The sequence below is a fragment of the Pseudomonas sp. ANT_H4 genome, from assembly GCF_008369295.1.
GTDB lineage: Bacteria > Pseudomonadota > Gammaproteobacteria > Pseudomonadales > Pseudomonadaceae > Aquipseudomonas.
On record NZ_VOBG01000005.1, the window covers coordinates 35,678 to 57,522 of the forward strand.

2 protein-coding genes are annotated in these 21,845 nt (G+C 62.8%); both read left to right on the forward strand.

From position 1 onward, the window contains the following. Positions 1 to 6: 6 nt before the first annotated feature. Positions 7 to 20,787: a non-ribosomal peptide synthase/polyketide synthase gene (locus FQ182_RS08170; protein ID WP_149413671.1), complete on the forward strand. Its 20,781-nt coding sequence runs from the start codon at positions 7 to 9 to the stop codon at positions 20,785 to 20,787. Positions 20,788 to 20,846: 59 nt separating this feature from the next. Further along, complete coding sequence (locus tag FQ182_RS08175) at positions 20,847 to 21,812, forward strand: alpha/beta hydrolase (protein ID WP_149413670.1); 966 nt, start codon at positions 20,847 to 20,849, stop codon at positions 21,810 to 21,812. The last annotated feature ends 33 nt before the right edge of the window (positions 21,813 to 21,845 follow it).

The window sequence follows — 21,845 nt, forward strand, 5'->3', positions numbered from 1 at the left end:
TATGGCGTGCAAAAGTTAATCGAGTCGGTAGCAGCGCTTTCTGCGAAAGAAAGGAAGGCGCTGGCCATCCTGCTCAAGCAAAAGGGCATTAATTTGTTTGGTGTCGCGCCTATTTTCAAACGCGATGCCGACGAGCCTTTACTGCTGTCCTACGCCCAGCAGCGCCAATGGTTCCTCTGGCAATTGGACCCCGACAGTGCTGCCTACAACCTGTCCAAGGCTTTACGCCTGATCGGCGCACTGGATCTCGATGCCCTGCACAACAGCCTGGCGACGCTGGTGGCTTGCCACGAAAGCCTGCGCACGACCTTTATCCAGGACCGCGATCAAGTCCTGCAACACATCGGCGACCCGGTGGCCCGGCCACTGTTGGCTGAGGCCCATGAGGCCCAATGGCTTGCCAGCGGCGAGCCAGGCCTGCGGGCACTGGTTGAAGCGGAGACCGGGGCCTCCTTTGACCTGGCCCGCGGCCCCTTGATGCGCGCGCGCCTGTTGCGCCTGGCGCCGCACCAGCATGTGTTGGTGCTGACCCTGCATCACAGCATTTGTGATGGCGCTTCCCTGCAAGTCATGGCTGATGAACTGGTGCAGCTTTACGCTGATTTCAGCCAGGGCCGCCAAGGCAGCTTGCCGCCCTTGCCGGTGCAGTACGCCGATTACGCGTTGTGGCAGCGGCACTGGATGGAAGCGGGTGAGCGTGAGCGGCAACTTGGCTATTGGCAGACGCAACTCGCCGGCGAGCAGCCGGTGCTGGAGTTGCCCACCGACCACGCCCGCCCGGCAGTGCAAAGCTTTGCCGGCGCCAGTGTGCGAGTCGAGCTGGGTGGTCGACGGCTGGAAGCACTCAAGCGCTTGACTCAGCAAGAGAACGTCACCGGTTTCATGGTATTGCTGGCGTCGTTCCAGCTGTTGTTGCATCGCTACAGCGGGCAGTCCGATATTCGCGTCGGCGTGCCGATTGCCAATCGCAGTCGCAGTGAAACCGAGCGCTTGATCGGCTTTCTGGTCAATACCCAGGTGCTGCGCGCCGAAGTGGATAGCCACGCCACTGTCAGGCATTTGCTGCAACAGGTGCGCAAGAGCGCCCTGGATGCCCAGGCTCATCAGGATTTGCCCTTTGAGCAACTGGTGGACGTTCTCCAGCCGGAACGCAGCTTGAGTCGCAACCCGTTGTTCCAGGTGATGTTCAACCATAAGGCGCAGGACCCTCAGGCCGCCTCGGTGCAATTGCCAGGGTTGCGGATTGAAGGGCTGGAGTGGGAGAGCCCCACGGCGCAGTTTGACCTCTCCCTCAATACTGTCGAGCACAACGGCGCGCTGTCGGCGGCGTTTATTTATGCCACGGACTTATTTGATGCCTCCACCGTCGAGCGCATGGCCGCTCATTGGCTGGCACTGCTCGACGCCATGCTGGCCGCGCCGCAGCAGCGAGTTGATGCGCTACCGATGCTGGCGGCCAGTGAGCGCAAGGTTCTCGTGGAGGGCTGGAACACCACCGCCACCGAATACCCGTTGCAGCAAACGGTGCAACAGCTGATCGAAACCCAGGTCGAGAAAACCCCGAATGCGCAGGCCTTGGCCTTTGGCGAAGAGCGCTTGAGCTATCGCCAGCTCAACGAGCGCGCCAACCAGCTCGCTCACTACCTGATCGAACAGGGCGTTGGCCCGGATGTGCTGGTGGGCGTGGCGGCCGAGCGCTCCACCGAAATGGTGCTGGCGCTGGTGGCGATTCTCAAGGCTGGCGGCGCTTACGTGCCGCTGGACCCGGATTACCCGCAGGATCGCCTGAGCTACATGTTTGAAGACAGCGGCGTGAACCTGCTGCTGACCCAGAGCGCGTTGCTGCAACGCCTGCCCCTGACTGACGCGATGCACACCGTGGCCCTGGACCAACCGGGTGACTGGCTGGCGGGCTACAGCACCGCCAATCCATCAGTGAGCGTGACCGGCGAAAACCTCGCCTACGTGATCTACACCTCGGGCTCCACTGGCAAACCCAAAGGTGCCGGCAACCGCCACGTCGCCCTGACCAACCGCCTGTGCTGGATGCAACAGGCCTATGGCCTGGATGCCAGCGACACCGTGGTGCAGAAAACCCCGTTCAGCTTCGACGTCTCGGTGTGGGAGCTTTTCTGGCCGCTGATGACCGGTGCTCGACTGGTGGTTGCCGCACCGGGTGATCACCGCGACCCCACCAAGCTGGTTGAGTTGATCAAGCGCGAGCAGATCAGCACCTTGCACTTTGTGCCGTCGATGTTGCAGGCGTTCTTGCAGGACGAATCCGTCCGCAGTTGCACCAGCCTCAAGCGTATCGTCTGCAGTGGTGAAGCGCTGGCGGTGGATATCCAGCAGCAAGTCTTCGCCAAGCTGCCGAATGCCGGCCTGTACAACCTGTACGGCCCGACTGAAGCGGCCATCGACGTGACCTACTGGACCTGCATCGACGAAGGCCGTGACAGCGTGCCCATCGGCCAACCCATTGCCAACCTGACCACCTACATCCTCGACAGCAGCCTTGAGCCGCTGCCAGTCGGCGTGGTGGGTGAGCTTTACCTGGGCGGCATCGGCCTGGCGCGGGGTTACCACCGTCGCCCAAGCCTGACCGCCGAACGTTTTATCGCCAGCCCGTTTGTGGCCGGCGAGCGCCTGTACCGCAGCGGCGACCTGGCCCGTTATCGCGCCGATGGCGTGATCGAATACGCCGGGCGTATCGACCATCAAGTGAAGATCCGTGGCTTGCGTATCGAGCTGGGGGAAATCGAAGCGCGGCTGCTGGAACACGAGGCCGTGCGCGAAGCCGTGGTGCTGGCCCATGACGGCAAGCGTCTGGTGGGTTATGTGGTGCCAACCCAGGCCGATCTGCTGCACGCCAGCGATGACGACCAGCAAGCGCTGCGCACCAGCCTGCAACTGCACCTGGGGCTGGTCATGCCCGAGTACATGGTGCCGGCGCATCTGCTGCTGCTCGAACAGATGCCCCTGAGCCCCAATGGCAAGCTCGATCGCAAGGCACTGCCTGCCCCGGACGCGAGCCTGCAACAGGCCGCCTACGTCGCACCGGGCACCGAACTGGAGCAGCGCATCGCTACGATCTGGCAGGACGTGCTCAAGCGCGAGCAGGTGGGCATTACCGACAATTTCTTTGCCCTGGGCGGCGATTCCATCGTCTCCATTCAGGTGGTCAGCCGCGCCCGCCAGGCGGGGATTATTCTGACGCCCAAGGACCTGTTCCAGTACCAGACCGTGCAGAGCCTGGCCCGTGTCGCCCAACTGGGCAGCACCTTGCACATCAATCAGGCACCGGTCACCGGCGCCACGCCACTGTTGCCGTTCCAGCAGCAGTTCTTTGAAACCGAAATCCCCGAGCGTCAGCAGTGGAACCAGTCGCTGTTGCTCAAATCTTCCCAGGCCATCGACCCGCTGCGACTTGAACAGGCCTTGCAGGCGCTGGTGGTCCATCATGATGCCCTGCGCTTGAACTTTACCCCGGATGGCCAGGCCAGCCATGCTCGGGTCGAACAGACCCAGCCGTTGCTGTGGCAAGCCGAAGCCGCCGATGAAGGGCAATTGCACGCCCGTTGCGACGAGGCCCAGCGTTCATTGAGCCTGCAACAGGGCCCGTTGTTGCGGGCACTGCTGGTGCAGATGGCCGATGGCAGTCAGCGTTTGCTGCTGGCTATTCACCACCTGGTGGTCGATGGCGTGTCCTGGCGGATTCTGTTGGAGGACTTGCAGAGCGCCTATCAACAGCTTGGATCGGCCAGTCGCGTCAAGCTGGCGCCCAAGAGCAGCGCCTTCAAAGCCTGGGCCGAGCGCCTGGAACAGTACGCCGGCAGCGATGCCGTACAAGCGCAGTTGGGCTACTGGCAGCAGACCCTGGGCAACGATCTCATCGATTTGCCTTGCGACAATCCTCAGGGCGGCCTGCAAAATCGCCATGCGGCCACGGTGCAGACGCGCCTGGACCCAATCCTGACTCGGCAGTTGCTGCAGGACGCTCCCGAGGCCTATCGCACCCAGGTCAACGACTTGTTGCTGACTGCTCTGGCGCGAGTGATTTGCCGTTGGGCCGGCGGCGCCTCCAGCGTTATCCAGCTGGAAGGCCATGGCCGCGAAGACCTTTTCGAGCAAATCGACCTGAGCCGTACCGTAGGCTGGTTCACCAGCCTGTTCCCGGTGCGCCTGACGCCAGCGGCCGACCTCGAACAGTCGCTGAAAACCATCAAGGAACAACTGCGCGGCGTACCGGAAAAAGGCCTCGGCTATGGCTTGCTGCGTTACCTGGGCGGGTCCGATGAGCGCGCCGCCGTGGCGCAGCTGCCGATACCACGTATTACCTTCAACTACCTGGGTCAGTTCGACGGGCAGTTCGACGAAGCCTCCTTGTTTGTCCCGGCCAGCGAGTCGTCGGGCGCCGAGCAAAGTATCGATGCGCCCTTGGGCAACTGGCTGACCGTTAACGGCCAGGTCTATGGTGGCGAGCTGAGCCTGGAGTGGGTCTACAGCCGCGAGATGTTCAAGGACGTCACGGTGCAACAGTTGGCCGACGCTTACGCACAGGAGCTGACGGCCCTGATCAGCCATTGCAGCGATCCGGCCCATCGCGGCGTGACCCCCTCGGACTTCCCGTTGGCCGGCCTGTCCCAGGCGCAACTGGAGGTGCTGCCCTTTGCGCTGCGAGACGTCGAGGACATCTATCCGTTGTCGCCAATGCAGCAGGGCATGTTGTTTCACAGCCTGTACGAGCAGGAAGGTGTCGACTACATCAACCAGTTGCGGGTCGATGTCGACGGGCTCGACAGCGAGCGCTTCCAGGCCGCCTGGCAGGACACACTGGCGGCCCATGAAAGCCTGCGCAGCGCCTTTCTCTGGCAGGGGGTATTTGAACAACCGGTGCAAGTGATTGCACGACAGGTCGAGCTGCCTTTTGTTGCCTTCGACTGGCGCGGTCGCGATGACCTGGCCCTGGCCCTCGACGGCGCCGCAGAAGAGCAACACAAGCGTGCGTTTGTGCTCGATCGCGCGCCGCTGCTGCGTCTGTGCCTGATCCAGACCGGCGACGCTCGCCACCACCTGATCTTTACCAACCACCACATCTTGCTGGATGGCTGGAGCAACGCGCAGCTGTTCGGCGAAGTGCTGCAACGCTATGCCGGCCAGGAAGTGGCCCAGTCGGCAGGGCGTTACCGCGACTACATTGCCTGGCTCAAGGGTCGCGACAGCGCGGCCAGCGAAAGCTTCTGGACCGAGCAACTGGCCGCCCTCGACGCACCGACTCGCCTGGCCCAGAGCCTGGCCAGTGGAGATGCCGGGGCCAAAGGGCATGGCGAGTTGGTCCATGTGCTGGATGCAGCCGCCACCCAGCGTCTCAATACCTTTGCCCGCGAACAGAAAGTCACCCTCAACACCCTGGTGCAAAGTGCCTGGCTGCTGCTGTTGCAGCGCTACACCGGCCAGTCCACGGTGGCGTTCGGGGCGACGGTGTCCGGTCGACCTTCGGCGCTGCAAGGGATCGAGCAGCAAATCGGCCTGTTCATCAACACCCTGCCAGTGATCGCCGGCAGCGAGGCCCAGCAGACCGTGGGCCAATGGCTGCAAGCGGTGCAGGCGCTGAACCTGAGCCTGCGTGAGCAGGAACACACGCCGTTGTTCGATATCCAGCGTTGGGCCGGGCAGGGCGGTGAAGCCCTGTTCGACAGCATCCTAGTATTTGAAAACTACCCCTTGTCGGACGCGTTGCAGCAAGCGCAAACCAGTGGCCCTCGCTTCGGTGAAGTGCTGACCCTGGAACAAACCAGCTACCCGCTGACCCTGGGTATCAACCTCGACGAGACCCTGACCCTGCACTACGGCTACGCCCTGCAGAGCTTTTCGGCGCCAGTGATTGCGCGGATCAACGCACAACTGCTGCACCTGCTCGAACAATTTCGCCAGTCAGCGCAACGGCCCACCGGGGCTCTGGATCTGCTGACGGCCAGCGAGTGGGACCACTTGCGGGCGAGCAACACGCCGCAGCCCTACACCCTGCAACCTTTTGTGCACCAGCGCATTGCCGCGCAGGCGCCGGACAGCGTCGCGCTGATCGTCGACGGCCAAACCCTCAGCTATGGGCAATTGGATAGCCGCGCCAATCGCCTGGCCCATGCGCTGATGGCTGAAGGCGTGGGGCCGGAAGTGCGGGTGGCGGTGGCCATGCCCCGCAGCGAAAACCTGATGGTGGCGTTGCTCGCCGTGCTCAAGGCCGGCGGTGCCTATGTGCCGCTGGATGCCACTTATCCTCAGGAGCGCTTGGCGTACCTGATGCAGGATTCGGGCGTGGCGCTGCTGCTGACCGCCTCCAGCCTCATTGGCCAGTTGCCGAACGTCGCTGGCTTGCAAGCCCTGGAACTGGACCTGATGGACTTCAATCACTGGCCCGCCACGGCGCCGGTGGTAGACCTGCATCCGGACAACCTGGCCTACGTGATCTACACCTCCGGCTCCACCGGTCAGCCCAAGGGCGTCAGCGTGGCCCATGGGCCTTTGTCCATGCACTGCCAGGCCATTGGTGAACGCTATGCCATGACCCCGGCGGATTGCGAACTGCACTTCATGTCCTTTGCCTTCGATGGCGCCCATGAACGCTGGCTCACCTCGTTGACCCACGGCGGCAGCCTGCTGCTGCGTGACGACAGTCTGTGGACCCCCGAGCAGACCTACGCTGCCATGCACCAATACGGTGTCACCGTGGCGGCGTTCCCGCCGGTGTACCTGCAACAACTGGCCGAACACGCCGAGCGCGACGGTAATCCGCCGCCGGTACGCATTTACTGCTTTGGCGGCGATGCGGTGCCCCAGGCCAGTTTCGAGTTGGCCAAGCGCGCGCTGCGCCCACAACACATCATCAACGGCTATGGTCCGACCGAGACGGTGGTCACCCCGCTGATCTGGAAAGCCGGCCCAGAACTGCAATGCGGCGCCGCCTATGCGCCGATTGGCAGCCGCATCGGCGATCGCAGCACCTACGTGCTGGACGATCAACTCAACCCCTTGTCCCAGGGCCTTTGCGGCGAGCTGTACCTGGGCGGCGAAGGCCTGGCGCGAGGCTACCTGAACCGACCGGCGATGACCGCCGAACGCTTTGTGCCGGACCCATTTGGCGCGCCAGGCGGGCGTTTCTATCGTTCCGGCGACCTGGTGCGCCAGCGTGCAGACGGCACCACCGATTACATCGGGCGTATCGACCATCAGGTGAAGATCCGTGGTTTTCGCGTGGAGCTCGGGGAAATCGAAGCGCGCCTGCAAGATAACCCGGCCGTGCGTGAAGCGGTGGTCGTGGCCCAGCCGGGCTTGAGCGGGCAACAGCTGGTGGCCTATGTGGTGCCGAGCGATTTGGCGCTGTTGCAAGACGATCGCCAGCCGGCCGCTATCAAGGCACAGCTTAAACGGGTGTTGCCGGGCTACATGGTGCCAGCCCATCTGTTGCTGCTGAGCGCCTTGCCATTGACACCCAATGGCAAGCTCGACCGCAAGGCCTTGCCCAAGCCCGAGGCAGGTGCCTCGCAAGTCGACTATCAGGCGCCGCAAAGCGAGCTGGAGCAACGGATCGCGGTGATCTGGCAGGAAGTCCTGCGCCTGGATCAAGTGGGCCTGAACGACAACTTTTTCGAACTGGGCGGCGACTCGATCATCTCCATCCAGGTGGTTAGCCGTGCCCGCGTGGCCGGGATTCACTTCACGCCCAAGGACCTGTTCCAACACCAAACCGTACAAAGCCTGGCGCTCGTGGCCCGTACCGACAGCCAGCGGGTGCAGATTGATCAGGGGCCAGTGAGCGGTGAAACGCCGCTGTTGCCGGTGCAACAGGTGTTCTTCGAACTGGCGATCCCCGAGCGCTCCCACTGGAACCAATCGGTTCTGCTCAAGCCTGTCACGGCACTGGATGCCGGACGACTGGAGCAAGCCTTGCAGGCACTGGTGTCGCACCACGACGCCCTGCGCATGGCCTTTAGCGAAGACGCGACTGCCCGTTACCTGACGCCTGCGCAACTGCACGCCACGGCGCTGCTGTGGCAGGTCCCGGTGGCTGATGCCCAGGCCCTGGAAACCCTCAGTGAACAAGCCCAGCGCTCCCTGGACCTGGCAAGCGGCGTGGTGATCCGTGCGGTGCTGGCGACCCTGGGAGACGGCTCCCAGCGCTTGTTGGTGGCGATCCATCACCTGGTGGTGGATGGCGTGTCCTGGCGCATTCTCCTGGAAGACCTGCAAAGTGCTTATCGGCAACTGGACGCTGGCCAACCCTTGCAATTGCCGGCCAAGACCAGTGCCTTCAAGACCTGGGCCGAGCGTTTGCATGACCACGCTCGCAGCCCGGCATTGCAGGACGAGTTGCGCTTCTGGCAGGCCCATCTGGCGGGCGCCGTCGCACACTTGCCGTGTGATCACCCCAAGGGTGGGTTGCAGAGCCGCCATGTCCTGACGGTACACACCCGACTGGACAGCAACCAAACCCGGCAATTGCTACAGGTGGCCCCGGCGGCCTATCGCACTCAGGTCAACGACCTGCTGCTGACTGCCCTGGCGCGGGTGATCTGCCGCTGGACGGGGCAGGCCTCCACGCTGATTCAGATGGAGGGCCATGGCCGCGAGGAGCTGTTCGACGAGATCGACCTGACGCGTACCGTCGGCTGGTTCACCAGCCTGTTCCCGGTCAACCTGGCGCCGGCCGCCGGCCTTGGCGACTCGGTCAAGGCGATCAAGGAACAGCTGCGCAGCATTCCGCAGAAGGGTATCGGCTTTGGTGCCCTGCGTTACCTGGGCAACGAGGATGCGCAGCAGGTATTGCGCGGCTTGCCGACCCCGCGCATCACCTTCAACTACCTGGGCCAGTTCGACGGCAGCTTCGATGAAGTGGATGGCGCATTGTTTGTGCCGTCGGCGGAAAATGCCGGCGCCGAGCATAGCCTTGATGCCCCGCTGGGCAACTGGCTGACCCTCAACGGTCAGGTATATGCCGGCGAGTTGAGCCTGGATTGGCGCTTTAGCGCGCAGATGTTTGACACCGCGAGCATTCAGCGCCTGGCCGATGACTTGCAGCAGGAGCTCGCTGCGTTGATCGAGCATTGTACCCAGGCCCTGGGTGTGACCCCATCGGACTTCCCGCTGGCGCGGTTGAGCCAGGCACAGCTGGATGCACTGCCGATGGCCGTGGCGAACATCGAAGACGTCTACCCGCTGTCGCCGATGCAGCAAGGCATGTTGTTCCATACACTGTACGAACAGGACAGTGCCGACTACATCAACCAGATGCGTCTGGATGTCGGCGGCCTTGATCCCCAGCGCTTGCGCCAAGCCTGGCAGGCGGCGCTGGATGCCCATGACAGTCTGCGTTCAGGGTTTGTCTGGCAAGGCGAACTGGCGCAGCCGGTGCAAGTGGTGTTCAAGCACGTCGAGTTGCCCTATGCCTTGCATGACTGGCAAGACCGCAAGGACCTGCCCGCCGCCCTCGACCAATTGGCCGACCAGCAGCGTCAGCAAGGCTTTGAACTGGCCCAGGCACCGTTGCTCAACCTGCAATTGGTACGGATCGGCGACACCCGTCATCACCTGATTTTCACCAGCCATCACCTGTTGATGGACGGCTGGAGCAGCTCGCAATTGCTGGGCGAGGTCCTGCAACGTTACAGCGGCCAAGCCCCGGCAAACCAGCCTGGGCGCTATCGTGACTACATCGGTTGGTTGCAGGCCCAGGACAGTGGTGTCAGCCAGCAGTTCTGGCGCGAGCAACTGGCACCGCTCAGTGAGCCGACCCGGCTGGCCGAAGCGCTGGCCCATGACAAGCACGCCACGGTTTCGGCCAGTGGTTATGCCGATCATTTCTTGACTCTGGATCGTCAACAGACCCAGCACCTGGGCGATTTTGCCCGGGCCAATAAGGTGACCCTCAACACCTTGGTCCAGGCCGCCTGGCTGCTGCTGTTGCAGCGTCATATTGGCCAGTCGGCCGTGGCCTTCGGTGCGACAGTGTCCGGGCGCCCAGCACAGCTCAAAGGCGTGGAGCAACAGATCGGCCTGTTCATCAATACCTTGCCGGTGATCGCCAGCCCGATGCCTGAACAAAGCGTCGCCCAATGGCTGCAAGTGGTGCAGGCGCAGAACCTGGCGTTGCGCGAGCATGAACACACGCCGCTGTTCGATATCCAGCGCTGGGCCGGGCAGGGTGGTGCAGCCCTGTTCGATAACATTCTGGTGTTTGAAAACTACCCGGTGTCCGAAGCGCTGCAACAAGGCGAGCCCGATGAACTGAACTTCGGTGCCGTTCACAGCCATGAACGCACCAACTACCCGCTGACCTTGATGGTCAATGTGGGCGAGCAGTTGGCATTCCAGTTCAGCTATATCGAGGCGAAATTCAACGGTGCGGCCATCGTTGAGCTGGCGGCTTGCCTGGAGACGTTGCTGGCGCGCCTGGCCGAGTCCGCCGAGCGGGCGTTGGGCGAAATCGACCTGTTGCCGGTGGCCCAGCGCCAAGCTGTGGTTACGAGTTGGAACAACACCGCCACCGAATACCCGTTGCAGCAAACGGTGCAACAGCTGATCGAAACCCAGGTCGAGAAAACCCCGGATGTGCAGGCTTTGGCCTTTGGCGAAGAGTGCTTGAGCTATCGCCAGCTCAACGAGCGTGCCAACCAGTTGGCGCATTACCTGATCGAACAGGGTGTTGGCCCGGACGTGCTGGTGGGCGTGGCGGCCGAGCGCTCTACCGAAATGGTGCTGGCGCTGGTGGCAATCCTCAAGGCTGGCGGTGCCTATGTGCCGCTGGACCCGGATTACCCGCAGGATCGCCTGAGCTACATGTTTGAAGACAGCGGCGTAAACCTGCTGCTGACGCAAACCGCGTTGCTGCAACGCCTGCCCTTGACTGACGCGATGCACACCGTGGCCCTGGACCAACCGGGCGACTGGCTGGCGGGTTACAGCACCGTCAATCCGTCGGTGAGCGTGACCGGCGAAAACCTCGCCTACGTGATCTACACCTCGGGTTCCACTGGCAAACCCAAAGGTGCCGGCAACCGCCAGGTCGCCCTGACCAACCGCCTGTGCTGGATGCAACAGGCCTATGGCCTGGATGCCAGCGACAGCGTGGTGCAGAAAACCCCGTTCAGCTTCGACGTTTCGGTGTGGGAATTCTTCTGGCCGCTGATGACCGGTGCTCGACTGGTGGTTGCCGCACCGGGTGATCACCGTGACCCCGCCAAGCTGGTGGAGTTGATCAATCGCGAGCAGATCAGCACCTTGCACTTTGTGCCGTCGATGTTGCAGGCGTTCTTGCAGGACGAATCCGTCCACAGTTGCACCAGCCTCAAACGCATCGTCTGCAGTGGTGAAGCGCTGGCGGTGGATATCCAGCAACAAGTGTTTGCCAAGCTGCCGAATGCCGGCCTGTACAACCTGTACGGCCCGACCGAAGCGGCTATCGACGTGACCTACTGGACTTGCACCGACGAAGGCCGCGATAGCGTGCCGATTGGTCAGCCGATTGCCAACCTGGCCACCTACATCCTCGACAGCAGCCTTGAACCGCTGCCAGTCGGTGTCGTGGGTGAGTTGTACCTGGGCGGCATCGGCCTGGCGCGGGGTTACCACCGTCGCCCAAGCCTGACCGCCGAACGTTTTATCGCCAGCCCGTTTGTGGCCGGCGAGCGCCTGTACCGCACCGGCGACCTGGCCCGTTATCGCGCCGATGGCGTGATCGAATACGGCGGGCGTATCGACCATCAAGTGAAGATCCGTGGCTTGCGTATCGAGCTGGGGGAAATCGAAGCGCGGCTGCTGGAACACGAGGCGGTGCGCGAAGCCGTGGTGCTGGCGCAGGACGGTCCTGCCGGCAAGCGTCTGGTGGGTTACGTGGTGCCTGTCGATGCTGACTTGTGCCAGACCGATTACCTGGCACTGCTCAAGACCTACCTGCTGCAAGAGTTGCCGGAATACATGGTGCCGGCGTCGATCCTGTTGCTGGAGCAGATGCCCCTGAGCCCCAACGGCAAGCTGGCGCGCAATCTACTGCCGCTGCCGGAGGCTGTTCAGGCCCAGTCCTATGTGGCGCCGGTCAATGATGTCGAGGCCACACTGGTTGCCATCTGGCAAACGGTTCTGGGTCTTGCGCAGGTCGGTGTCACCGACAACTTCTTCGCCTTGGGCGGTGACTCCATTGTCTCCATCCAGGTGGTCAGCCGTGCCCGTCAGGCGGGTATCCGTTTCACGCCCAAGGACCTGTTCCAGCACCCGACCGTGCAGGGCCTGGCCACGGTGGCGAAAACCGGTGTCAGTGCGCTGGTTATCGATCAGTCGCCGGTCACCGGTGAAACCCTGTTGCTGGCGATGCAACAGACGTTCTTCGAGCAAGCGATTCCCGAACAGCATCACTGGAACCAGTCGGTCCTGCTCACGCCGCGTCAGGCCCTTGATGGCTCGGCGCTGGAGCAGGCCTTGAACGCGGTCTGTGCCCACCATGACGCCTTGCGCCTGCGCTTTACCGAGCAGGCGTCGGGCTGGACGGCTCGCTTCGGTGAAGTGCAAGCGCAAGCGCAACGCGTGTGGCAAGTCAGCCTTGAGCATGCAGAGGACCTTGCCGTGTATGGCCTTGAAGCCCAGCGCAGCTTGAACCTGCAAGACGGCCAGTTGCTGCGCGCACTGCTGGCGACTTTGGCCGATGGCAGCCAGCGTCTACTGTTGATCATCCACCACCTGGTGGTGGATGGCGTTTCCTGGCGCATCCTGTTGGAAGACCTGCAAGTGGCCTATCAGCAAGCGCAAACGGGCCAGCCTGTGCGCTTGCCGGCCAAGAGCAGTGCTATCAAACACTGGGCAGAGCACTTGCAGGCGTATGCCCGTAGCGAGGTGGTGCAACAAGAGTTGCCGTTCTGGCAGGCCCAGTTGCAAGCGGGCAGCGAGTTGCCTTGCGACCATAGCGACGCGAGCCTGGAAAATCGCCACGCCGTGACGATCCAGACGCAACTGGATGCCACCCTCACGCGCCAGCTGTTGCAACAGGCCCCTGCGGCCTACCGCACCCAGGTCAACGATCTGCTGTTGACCGCGCTGGCGCGGGTGATCAGCCGCTGGACCGGCCAGTCGGCCAGCAGCATTGCCCTGGAAGGTCATGGCCGTGAGGATCTGTTCGAAGACCTCGACCTGACCCGTACCGTGGGTTGGTTCACCAGCCTGTTCCCGGTGCGTTTGCACACTCAGGATGACCTTGGCGCATCAATCAAGGCGATCAAGGAGCAACTGCGGGCAATCCCACACAAAGGTATTGGTTTTGGTGCGCTGCGTTACCTGGGGGATGAGGCGAGCAAGGCCGCCTTGAGTGCCCTGGCGATGCCACGTATTACCTTCAACTACCTGGGGCAGTTCGACAGCCAGTTTGATGACGCTGCCTTGTTCGTGCCTGCCAGTGAGTCGGCCGGCGCCGAGCAAAGCGCCGCCGCCAACCTGGCCAATTGGCTGACCCTCAACAGCCAGGTCTATGGCGGCGAATTGAGCCTGAGCTGGACCTTCAGCCAGAAGATGTTCGACAGCCAAACCATCCAGGCTCTGGCGGACGACTATGCCCAGGAACTGAGCGCACTGATCGCCCATTGCTGCGATGGCGTGCACGGTGCGGTCACGCCGTCCGACTTCCCCCTGGCTGGCTTGAGCCAGGAGCAGTTGGACAGCCTGCCGTTGCCAGCCAGCGCGGTTGCCGACATTTACCCACTGTCGCCGATGCAACACGGCATGCTGTTCCACAGCCTGTACGAGCAGGCGAGCGGCGCCTACATCAACCAGTTGCGGGTCGATGTCGACGGCTTGCAGGTTGAGACCTTCCGCGCGGCCTGGCAGGCGGCGCTGGACGAGCATGACATCCTGCGCAGCGGCTTCCTCTGGCAGGGCTCGTTCGAGCGGCCGGTGCAGGTGGTACACAAACACGTGAGCGTGCCGTTGAGCGTGCTCGACTGGCAGTCCCGTACCGATCTTGACCAGGCCCTGGATGCCCTGGCCCTGGGCGAGCGCGAACAGCCTTTCGATTTGCAGCAGCCGGGGCTGTTGCGCCTGACGCTGGTGCGCACAGGCGAAGACCGCTATCACCTGATCTACAGCAACCATCACATCCTGCTCGACGGCTGGAGCAACGCGCAGTTGTTCGGCGAGGTGTTGCAGCGCTATACCGGAGAGGCGGTGGCGCCATTTGCCGGACGCTACCACGACTACATCGCCTGGCTGCAACGCCAGGATCGAGCGGTGAGTGAGGCGTTCTGGAAGCAGCAATTGGCGCAACTCAATGAGCCGACGCGGCTGGCCCACAGTGTCAGTCATGGTGTCGAAAGCCTGGGCAGTGGTCATGCCGAGCAGGTCCGTGTACTGGACCGCAGCTTTACCCAACAGCTGGGCGAGTTTGCCCGCCAGCAGAAAGTCACCCTCAACACATTGGTGCAAGGGGCCTGGCTGCTGCTGTTGCAACGCTATACCGGTCAGGACGCGGTGGCCTTTGGTGCCACGGTGTCTGGGCGTCCGGCAGAATTGCCGGGTGTCGAGCAGCAGATCGGCCTGTTTATCAACACCTTGCCTGTGGTCGCCAGCCCACGGCCCGAGCAGCGTTTGGGTGAATGGCTGGAGCAATTGCAGGCACAGAATTTCGCCCTGCGTGAGCAGGAGCACACGCCGCTGTTCGACATTCAGCGCTGGGCCGGGCAGGGCGGTGAAGCGCTGTTCGATAACATTCTGGTGTTCGAGAACTACCCGGTGTCCGAGGCTTTGGAGCAGGGCGCAACCGGTGGCCTGCGCTTTGGCACGGTGGCCAACCATGAACAGACCAACTACCCGTTGACGGTGTTGGTGAATATGGGCGAACGCTTGTCGCTGCATTTTAGTTTTGATCTGGGCAGTTTCAGCGAAGGCGCTATCGAGCAGATTGCGACGGGGATGATCCACCTGCTGGGTTGTCTGGAGGCTGATACGTTGCTGGGTGATATCGACCTGTTGCCGGTGGCTGAGCGCCAACGGTTGATCGAGGGCTGGAACACCACCACCACCACCGAATACCCGTTGCAGCAAACGGTGCAACAACTGATCGAAACCCAGGTCGAGAAAACCCCAGATGCCCCGGCGTTGGCGTTTGGTGAAGAACGCTTGAGCTATCGCCAGCTCAACGACCGCGCCAACCAGCTCGCTCACTACCTGATTGAACAGGGCGTTGGCCGGGATGTGTTGGTGGGCGTGGCGGCCGAGCGCTCTACCGAAATGGTGCTGGCGCTGGTGGCAATCCTCAAGGCTGGCGGTGCCTATGTGCCGCTGGACCCGGATTACCCTCAGGATCGCCTGAGCTACATGTTTGAAGACAGCGGCGTGAACCTGCTGCTGACGCAAACCGCGTTGCTGCAACGCCTGCCCTTGACTGACGCAATGCACACCGTGGCCCTGGATCAACCGGGCGACTGGCTGGCGGGCTACAGCACCACCAACCCATCGGTGGGCGTGACCGGCGAAAACCTCGCCTATGTGATCTACACCTCCGGTTCCACCGGTAAACCCAAAGGCGCCGGCAACCGCCACGTCGCCCTGACCAATCGTCTGTGCTGGATGCAACAGGCCTATGGCCTGGCCGCCAGCGACACCGTGGTGCAGAAAACCCCGTTCAGCTTCGACGTCTCGGTGTGGGAGTTTTTCTGGCCGCTGATGACCGGTGCTCGGCTGGTGGTTGCCGCACCGGGTGATCACCGCGACCCCGCCAAGCTGGTGGCGTTGATCAACCGCGAGCAGATCAGCACCTTGCACTTTGTACCGTCGATGTTGCAGGCGTTCTTGCAGGACGAATCCGTCCACAGTTGCACCAGCCTCAAACGCATCGTCTGCAGTGGTGAAGCGCTGGCGGTGGATATCCAGCAACAAGTGTTTGCCAAGCTGCCGAATGCCGGCCTGTACAACCTGTACGGCCCGACCGAAGCGGCTATCGACGTGACCTACTGGACTTGCACCGACGAAGGCCGCGACAGCGTGCCGATTGGTCAGCCGATTGCCAACCTGGCCACCTACATCCTCGACAGCAGCCTTGAACCGCTGCCAGTCGGCGTAGTGGGTGAGCTTTACCTGGGCGGCATCGGCCTGGCGCGGGGTTACCACCGTCGCCCAAGCCTGACCGCCGAACGTTTTATCGCCTGCCCATTCGTGGCCGGTGAACGGCTGTATCGCACCGGCGACCTGGCCCGCTACCGCGCCGATGGCGTGATCGAATACGCCGGGCGTATCGACCATCAAGTGAAGATCCGCGGCCTGCGTATCGAACTGGGTGAAATCGAAGCGCGGCTGCTGGAACACGAGGCGGTGCGCGAGGCCGTGGTGCTGGCCCGCGACGGCAAGCAACTGGTGGGTTATGTGGTACTGGAACCTTCGGTTGACGCTGATTGGCGTCACATCCTCACCGAGCATCTGCACGCCTGCCTGCCGGATTACATGGTGCCGAGCCAATGGGTAGCGCTGGAGCATCTGCCGCTGTCGGCCAATGGCAAGCTGGATCGCAAGGCCTTGCCGGCACCGGATCAGGTCCAGGAGGCCTATGTAGCACCGAGTACCGCCGCCGAGCAGGCGCTGGTGGCTATCTGGCAAGGGGTGCTGGGCCGGGAGCAGGTGGGGGTCACCGATAACTTCTTCGCACTGGGCGGTGATTCGATTGTGTCGATTCAGGTGGTCAGCCGCGCCCGGGAAGCGGGTCTGGGCTTGAGCCCGAAGGATTTGTTCCAGCACCCGAATATTCGAGCTTTGGCCCTGCGAGTGGTGAACCTGGACGGCGCCGAGCCTGAGCCCGAGCATGTAGCGGATCAGGTACTGCACAGCCTCAGCCCCGAGCAGGTGCAGGCGTTGCCGATCCCGATGGCACAGGTGCAAAGCCTTTACCCGCTGTCGCCGATGCAGCAGGGCATGCTGTTCCTGGGCCTCAATGCTCCGGATGCCGAGCTGTACGTCAACCAACTAAGCCTGCCGGTCAAGGGCTTGCAGGTGGAGCGCTTCAAGCGGGCCTGGGAAGTGGCGTTCGCCCGCCATCCAATCCTGCGCACCGGCTTCGTCTGGCAAGACCTTGAGCAGCCGCTGCAATTTGTCATGGATCATCTGGAGGTGCCGCTGCGCGAGCTCGACTGGCGCGACGAAGTTGAACCTGAACGACGTGTGCAGGCATTGGCGGCGAGTGAACGAGTCCAGGGTTTTGACCTCAATCAGCCACCGCTGCAACGGATTATCCTGGTGCGCCTGGACGACCAGCGCCATCAGTTGATCTGGACCTATCATCACATCCTCATCGATGGCTGGAGCATCTCCCAGTTGATCGGTGAAGTGCTGGCCGAGTATTCCGGGCAGGCATTGGCGCCGGCATTGCCGTACGAAAACTACATCAGCTGGCTGCAACGCCAGGATGCCCAGGCGGGCGAGCAGTTCTGGCGCCAACAGTTGGCGGTGCTGGATCAGCCGACCTACCTGGCCGATACGGTTGCGGCGGTTCGTCAGGGCAAGGGCCATAAGGCGCTTTACAGCCGTTTCGACAGCGCCACCACCGAAGGCTTCAAGGGCTTTGCCCAAAGCCAGAAAGTGACGTTGAACACCCTGGTGCAGGCGGCCTGGTTGTTGCTGTTGAGCCGTTACAGTGGTCAGCGCAGCGTGGCATTCGGTGCCACGGTATCGGGACGGGCGGCCAGCCTGCCGGGTTCCGAGCGAATTTTGGGGCTGTTCATCAATACCTTGCCCGTGATCCAGGAAATCACCCCGCACCACTGCGTTGGTGATTGGCTGCGCCAGTTGCAGGCCTACAACCTGGACATGCGCGAGCGCGAATACACCCCGCTGGCCGATATCCAGCGTTGGGCCGGCAAGGCCGGGCAGGCGTTGTTCGACAGTATTATCGTCTTCGAGAACCAGCCGATCGACCAGGCCCTGCGCCAATGGCAGGACGACAGCCTGGCGTTCGGCGACAGCGCCAGTGCCGGGTTGACGGACTTCCCGATGGACTTGATGGTCACCCTCGAAGACGGTCTGGTGATCGAATACATGTACCTGCAGGAACACTTCAGTGATGCCGTGGTGGAAGGCATTCGCGCCAATATGGAAGGACTGATCCAGCGCCTGGCCAGCGACGCCGGGCAACGCCTGGGCGCCATCGGTCTGCCTGCCACACCGTCAGCGGTGCAGGCTGCGGCAGCGGTGCGTGAGTCGGGCTGGGTGCATGAACAGATCAGCCAGTTGGCGGCGGCCCAGGGCGATGCTCCGGCGGTGCTGTTTGCCGAGCGGCGCCTGTCATTTGCCGCGCTGCATACCCGCGCAAACCGTTTGGCCCGGGCCCTGATCGCCGAGGGCGTGGGCCCGGATGTGCGGGTCGGCGTGGCCTTGCCGCGCAGCGAAACCATGATCGTCGCGCTGTTGGCGGTGCTCAAGGCCGGTGGCGCGTATGTGCCGCTGGATGCCAGTTATCCACGCGAACGCCTGGCCTACATGATGCAGGACTCGGGTATTGCGCTGCTGTTGACCGACAGCTTGTTACGTGGGCAGTTGCCGATTCCGGCCAACGTTCATGTACTGGAACTCGACCAACTGACGCTCGATGGTTTACCGGACACTGCGCCTGCGGTGACGGTGCACGGGGAAAATCTCGCGTACGTGATCTACACCTCCGGTTCCACCGGGCAGCCCAAGGGCGTGGCGGTCAGTCACGGTCCGCTGGCCATGCACTGCCAGGCCATCGGCGAGCGCTATGAGATGAGCCCGAATGACTGTGAGTTGCACTTTATGTCGTTCGCCTTCGACGGTGCTCACGAGCGCTGGCTGACCACCTTGACCCATGGTGGCCGGCTGTTGATTCGCGATGACAGCCTGTGGACCCCGGAGCAGACCTACGCGGCCATGCATGAGCATGGCGTGACGGTGGCGGCGTTCCCGCCGGTGTACCTGCAACAGCTGGCCGAACAGGCCGAGCGCGATGGCAACCCGCCGCCAGTGCGCATCTACTGCTTCGGTGGCGATGCGGTGCCCCAGGCCAGTTTCGACCTGGCCCAGCGCGCCTTGCGCCCGCGGTTCATCATCAATGGCTATGGCCCGACAGAGACGGTGGTGACACCGTTGATCTGGAAAGCCGGGCCACAGGACGTTTGCGGCGCCGCCTATGCGCCGATTGGCAGCCGTATCGGCAATCGCAGCGCCCATGTGCTGGACATGGATCTCAACCTGTTGCCGAGCGGTCTTGCCGGTGAGTTGTATCTGGGCGGCGAGGGGCTGGCCCGAGGGTATCTGAACCGGCCGGCGATGACCGCCGAGCGCTTTGTTCCCGATCCTTACAGCCTCGACGGCGCACGCCTGTACCGTTCCGGCGACCTGGTTCGCCAGCGGGCAGACGGTACGACCGATTACCTGGGGCGTATTGACCAGCAAGTAAAGATCCGTGGTTTCCGTATCGAACTGGGCGAAGTCGAGGCATGCCTCAAAGACAGCGCCGAGGTGCGCGAAGCGGTGGTCATTGCCCGTGATGCCGGTAGTGGCAAACAATTGCTGGGTTATGTGATTGCCGCCGACAGCGCGGTCGATCAAGGCCTCGTCCAGCGCCTGCGGGAGCAGTTGCAGCAGACGCTTCCCGACTACATGGTGCCGACCCACTTGATCCGCCTGGAGCAGTTGCCACTGACACCGAACGGCAAGCTGGATCGCAAGGCCTTGCCGGAGCCGTCCGCCAATCTCGCCACCGGCGGCTACGTCGCGCCGGTGACCGAGGTGCAAAAGGCCCTGGCGCAACTGTGGCAGACCTTGCTCAAGGTGGAGCGTGTCGGCTTGGATGACAACTTCTTCGAACTGGGCGGCGACTCGATTCTCAGCCTGCAACTGGTGGCCCGCTCCCGTGTGCTGAAAAACCAGGGGTTCAGCCTCAAGCTGCGGGACCTGATGCAGAAACCGACCATTGGCGAGTTGACCGCCGATGCTTCGGCCGCTGTGCAACGTTCACCGCTGCTGGTCCTCAGCCCTGCGGTGGCCGGGCGCTCGCCGCTGTTCTGTGTGCATGCGGGCTTTGGCACGGTGTTCGATTACGAGCCGCTGGCACGGGCACTGTCCGGCCAGCGACAGGTGATCGCCATTCAGTCGCGGATGCTGCTTGATCCGCTCTGGCAGGACGCGTCGCTGCACAGCATGGCTCGCGACTACGTCGCTTATCTGCGTCAGCAGCAAGCCGAGGGGCCTTACCACCTGATCGGCTGGTCACTGGGCGGTACGCTGGCGTCGCTGATGAGCGCAGAGTTGCAACGCCAGGGCCAGACAGTGGAACTGCTGGGTTTGCTGGATGCGTATGTGCCTGGCGAGCCATCGGTGCCGGTGGATGACTGGCAGGCGGATCTGCGCGAGTTCATCGAAGTGACTCGCTTCGACCTTTCCCGACACCTGAAGCTGTCTGGCGCTGAGACTGCGCAAAACCTGCGCCAGCTGTTGGCCGACGCCCTGGCGCGGGAGGGTAGCGATGCGACCCGGCCAGGCTTCGGCGCCGACGAGTTGGCCCAGGTGTTTACCGTGGCACGACACCTCAAGCAGCGCTCGCTGCAACTGGCGGCGTGCGAGCCGCTCAAGGTTCGTCCCCAGTGTTGGTGGACGGCAGGTCGCGGCGAAGAGGCGATACGCTTGGCCGGGCAGCTTGAGCAGCCCACCGCCGGTTATCTGCTCGATTGTGGTCACTTTGAAGTGCCGCGCTCCGAACAATTGTTGGCGTGGCTGGTGGACGTCCTGGCGGAACCGGTTGCGGTCCTTTGAAACCCTGAATACACACCGGGCGAGACCTCAGGTCTGCCCGGTACTACAGAGTGCCTTGTATGTCATTGAATCCTGATATTGCTGCTTTTCTTGAACTGGTGGGCAGCGGCCGGGCCACGGGGAAAAACCTGGCCATGCATCAACTGTCGCCGCAGCAGGCCCGCGAACAATTTGACCTGTCGTCGCAAATGATGGACGCCGGCGCCGCCGACCTGGAGCAGGTGGACAGCCTCGATATCCTGAGCCGCGACGGCCAGCCACTGCCGGCCCGTCTGTACAGCGCCAGCCGCCTTGATCTTGCCGCGCCGGCCCCGGCGTTGTTGTACTTGCATGGCGGCGGCTATGTGGTGGGCAGCCTCAACTCCCATGATTCGTTGTGCCGGGCCTTGGCCGAAAGTGCCGGCTGCGCGGTGTTGTCGGTGGCGTATCGACTGGCGCCGCAGTGGCGTTTTCCCACGTCGGCCGAGGACGCCGAAGATGCCTGGCACTGGCTGGTGGAAGAGGGCACCGGGCTGGGTATCGATACGCAGCGATTGGCGCTGGCTGGCGACAGCGTGGGCGGCAGTCTGGTGGCAGTGTTGGCGGCGCAACTGGCCCGTAATAGTGCGCCGGTTCAGCCGCGTTTGCAGGTGCTGATCTATCCGGTGACGGATGCCAGCCGCAGCACTGCTTCCCTGAAGCGGTATGCCTCCGGGTATTTGCTGGAGAAGGACACGTTGGAATGGTTCTACGGGTTGTATCAGCGGGAGCTGGCTGACCGTCAGGACCCTCGTTTTTCGCCGCTGTTGGGCGCGGTGCCCGAGGGGCTGGCGCCGACCTTGATGATCCTTGGCGAATGCGATCCCTTGCATGACGAGTGTTTGGCGTATGTGGTGCATTTGCGTGAGGCGGGGACGACGGTGAACGTAACGGTTTACCCCGGCATGACCCATGACTTTTTGCGCATGGGCGCGATTATTGATGAGGCTGAAGAAGCGCAGCAGGAGATTGGAGGTGCTTTGCGCCAGGTGTTTGGTTTGGGTTGATTTTTGGCGGCCGTTTAGCACAAACGAAAAAAG